The sequence below is a fragment of the uncultured Georgenia sp. genome (assembly GCF_937958535.1).
Classification (GTDB): domain Bacteria; phylum Actinomycetota; class Actinomycetes; order Actinomycetales; family Actinomycetaceae; genus Oceanitalea.
Window position 1 is genome coordinate 1 of the sequence record NZ_CALGNQ010000142.1, and the last position, 4,378, is coordinate 4,378.

Annotated in this window: 1 protein-coding gene and 1 pseudogene; both read right to left on the reverse strand. The window is 73.3% G+C overall.

The features are described 5' to 3' along the window. Positions 1 to 126: pseudogene (locus Q0195_RS07920) on the reverse strand (ATPase); the annotation flags it as partial. 38 nt (positions 127 to 164) lie between these two features. After that, positions 165 to 4,364 carry a fibronectin type III domain-containing protein gene (locus Q0195_RS07925; RefSeq protein WP_299276806.1) on the reverse strand — a complete coding sequence of 1,400 codons (4,200 nt, stop codon included), beginning with the start codon at positions 4,362 to 4,364 and terminating at the stop codon, positions 165 to 167. Positions 4,365 to 4,378 lie beyond the last annotated feature (14 nt).

The window sequence follows — 4,378 nt, forward strand, 5'->3', positions numbered from 1 at the left end:
GAGCCGGACGACGTTCGCCTTGCCGACGACGGCGACGCCGACGGCGGAGACGATCCGCTCGAAGGTGTCGGCGAACCATGCCGCCTGCTCCGGCGTCATCGTCGTCTGCTGCTCTGTCGTCGTCATGCGAGCTCCGTGGGGGTGAGAGGAGGGGGTACGGGGGGCTACCAGATGATCGAGGCGGAGAGGTTCCTCGGCCCGCGGAGGGTCACGGTGACCCGCTCCCCCGGGTTGCCGAAGTAGCTCCAGCCCTCGAGCCGGCCGCTTCCGGAGAGGTGTCGCGTCATCGGGGTGCCGAAGGCGCTGTCCTCGTCGGACACCCGGTACGTGTACGTCCCGGCGGGCAGGTTCTCGTAGTCGATGTCCACGAACCGGCACGAGGAGTGGGTGCAGCCGGGCTGGCCGACGGCGCTGCGGTTGCGGACGATCGTGATCTTCGGCTCCGGCGGTGGCGGGTCCGGCCGACGGACCGGCGCGTCGATCGTCGTCACCGACGCGCTCGCGGTGCGCACCTCGCCGTCGGCGCGCTGTGCGCGCACCTGGGCGCGGTAGGTCGTGCCCCAGTCGCCGTTGACCGTCCGGCTGCCGCTGGCGGGGACGTTCTGCCACCCGCCCCAGCTGCCGGTGCCGTTGTCGACCCGTAGCTGCACGCTGGTGACCTCGCGGCCGTTGCCGCCCGGCGTGGTCCAGCGGAAGGTGGCGCCGGGCTGCTCGGTGACCCCGTCGGTGTAGCCGTCGTGGCGTCCGTGGCGCTGGCCGGTCATCGTCGCCTCGCCGAACGGGCCGTAGGGCACGACGGCGCTCGACGCGGGGCCGGCGTCGCCGCAGTAGGTGTTGCACGCGCGCACCTGGAAGGTGTAGCTCGACCCGTTGGTCAGCCCGGTGACGACCCGGTTGGCGGGCAGCTGGGTCCACGCGCCGCTGCCGGTGCGGTACTCGTAGCGCCGGATCGGGTCGCCGTTGTCCGCGGGCACGGGGAAGCGCAGCGTGACCCGCCGGTCCCCCTCGGTGGCGGTCACGCTCGCCACCCGGTCCGGTTTGAGGAAGCTGCGGACGGGCGCCGACGGCGGGCTGGTCGGGGAGCTGCCGGCCTTGTTCGTCGCGGCGACGGTGACCGTGTAGTCGCTGCCCGCGGGGGCGTCCTCGGTGAAGGACGTCTGTCCGCCGGGCACGGTGAAGGACTTGAACGGCTCGCCGTCGCGGCGGATGACGACGTCGTAGGAGGCGATCGGGTCCCCGTTGCTCGCCGGTGGCTGCCAGGTGGCGCTGATCTGGGCGGTGACCGGGGAGTCGACCCGCTGGGCGACCGGCGCGACCGGTCGGTCGGGCACCCCGGCGGGCACCTCGGGCGCCGACCACTCCGACCACTCGCTGGGGTCCGGTGCGTCGTTGTGCGCCCGCACCCGCACGGTGTAGGACTGCCCGTTCTGCAGGCCGGTCCACGTGTGCGAGGTGCCGGTGACGGAGATCTGGCCGCCGCCCGGCGAGGGCGCGATCTGCAGGTCGTAGGACGTCACGGCCGAGCCCCGGCTCTCCGGGGTGCGCCACTCGACCCGCAGCTCGCCGTCACCGAAGGTGAGCACGGGCGCGGCGGGCCGTTCGGGCTTGACGTCGGGACGGGCCACCGCCGAGGGCCCGGACGGTGCGGAGTCGCCGACCTTGTTCACGGCGGTCACGGTGAAGGTGTACTCCACGTCGTTGGTCAGGCCGTCGATGGTGCACGTCGTGGTCGGGCACTCGCGGCTGACGCCCGCGGCCTCGACCCGGTACCCGGTGATCGGGGCGCCGTTGTCGGCCGGCGCCGTCCAGCTGAGCACGACGGTGCGGTCCCGCACCTCGACCACCCGCGGCGGCGCCGGACGCTCCGGCACACCGATGACGGAGTAGGTGATGCGGCCCTCGACGTCCCGCAGCGGGTCGCCGGTGGCGTCCTGGACGGTGAACCGGGTGGACGCCCGCCCGACGAAGTCCTGCCCGGCGGTGACCGTCACGGTGCGGCCGTCGGTGGTGGGCTGTGGGCCGCCGGTCTCGCCGGCGGCGCCGACGACCGTCAGCGGCTCGCCGGGGAAGGGGTTGAACGCGCCCTGGAGGACGTCCACCGTGCGGGACTCCCCCTGCTCGAGCTCACCGAGGTCGACGTCGTTGACCGTCGCCAGCCGCCGGTCGGAGGCGGTGACGGTGACCTCGACGACGCCGGGGACCGGCTCGGACTTCGCGTCGGAGACCGTGAGCTCGATGTTCCCGGTGGTGCCACGCGGGGTGTCCGCCGGGGCCGAGACGGTGAGGTTGGGACCGTCGAGGCCGGCGTCGATGCCGTCGGGCACGTGGACGAGCTCGAAACGCAGCTGGCTCCAGTCGCCGACGTCCGGGTCCTGGGAGAGCTGACGCAGGTTGAGCACCCGCGGTCGTTCGGCGGGGACGACCTCGAGGGCCGCCCCGTCGAAGGTCGGCGGGGTGTTCTCGGTGGACTCGACGGTGATGTCGAGGGTGAGCACCGCCGTGCGGCCCTCGGGGTCCTGTGCGCTCTCGCCGTCGGTGACCTCGAAGGTGAGGGTCGCCGGGCCGGCGTACGCCGGGGCGGAGGTGAAGGTCAGCGTGGTCGGGCCGACGACGGGTGAGCTGCCGTCGGAGTTGGTCGCCCGCACCTTGGACTCGTCGGTGAGCCGCACGTCCTTGCCGCTGGGGGCGACGACGTAGTCGGCGAGCTCGATCTCGCGTGTCTCCCCGGTCGTGACGACGATCGGGTCGGCGTCGCTGCGCAGCACCGGCCCGGAGTCGTCCAGACCGGGCACGTCGACGAAGGCGTAGGCCGTCAGCCCGTCCGGGTCGGTCACCGAGTAGGTGAGCACCTGCCGTCCGGGCAGGACGTCGACCTGCACCTCCCGACCGACCACCGCGGCGCCGTCGGGGGCGTCGACGAGGTCGACGGTGAGCTGGTCGCGGGTGCCGTCGGGGTCGAAGTCGTTGTCGAGGACGGGGATGGAGACCCGTTCCTGGTCGAGGATCGTCACGGTGCGGACGAGGTCGTCGACGGCGACCGGTCGCTGCAGCTCGGCATCGGCGGACACGTGCACGGAGACCACCCCGGTCGAGGTGCCGCCCCGCTGGTCGCTCACGTGGTAGGGCAGTGCGAAGGTGCCCTCCTCCTCGGGGGTGGTGATGCGCAGCGTGCCGCTGTCGACCTGCTCCACCTCGAGGCCCTCGACGGCCTCGAAGGCCGGGTCGCCGAGGTAGAGCGGGTCGCCGTCGGGGTCGGTGTCGTTGACCAGCGGGTCGACGTCGACCACCCGGCCCGGCTGGACGACGAGCTCGTCGTCGATCGCCTGCGGGGCGCGGTTGACCTCGGGTGGGGGGACCACGGCCACCCGGACGGTGCCGCCGGCGTAGGCACCCAGGCGGTCGCGCACCGCGTAGGTGAAGGTGTCGGTGCCGCTCGCGCGGGAGAAGGCCTCGTAGTCGAGGTAGGTCGGCCCGACCTCGACCACACGGCCCTTCGTCGGTGCCTCGTCGGCGCCGAGCAGCTGGACGGAGTCGCCGTCGGGGTCGATGCCGAAGAGCGGGACCTGGATCCGTACCCGCTCCCCGGCGAAGGCGCGCGCCTCCACCGGCAGCGGCAGCGGGGCGGCGTTGCGCTCGCCGTCGTCGGCCTGGACGTAGATCGTCACCTGAGCCGAGGCGCGCTGGCCGGTGGAGTCGACGATCTCGTAGACGGCGTTGACGGTCTGCGGCTGCTCGGGGGCCCTGAAGCGCAGGGTGTCCCCGGAGACGAAGAGGTGCCCGGCCTGCGGTTCCTCCACCAGCTCGGGGACGAGGCGGAAGTCGTCCCCGCCGGGGTGGGAGTCGTTGGACAGCACCGGGATGGTGACGAAGTCCCCGGCCCGCACGTTGGCGACGTCGGCCTGCGCGACCGGCGGCTGGGCCAGCGAGTCCGGCGGGATCTGCATGACGACGACCTCGCCGGTCGCGCTCGCGCTGCCGTTGGACACCTGGTAGCTCAGCCGCTGCGCGGTCTGGACGTCCTGGGTGGCGGTGATCTTGAGGATGCGGTGCTCGAGGACGGCGACGACGAGGCCGGAGTCGGCGGGGACGTCCACCTGCTGGACGGCGAGGAGCTCGCCGCTGGGGTCCTCGTCGTTGGCGAGGACGTCGACGAGGACCTGGCCCCCGGCCGGGAGCAGCGCGACGTCCTGCACCGCCACGGGCGGGGCGTCGGCCGGCTCGCGCACGTCGACGCGGATGAGGCCCGTCGCGCTCGCCCCGGCGTCGTTGACGACGATGTAGGTGAGGTAGTACGTCTGCGCGGTGTCGGCGGAGAAGCGGAACGAGCCGGCGTCGTAGTCGGGTACCACGGTCGCGCCGGCCACCTGCTCGACGTCGG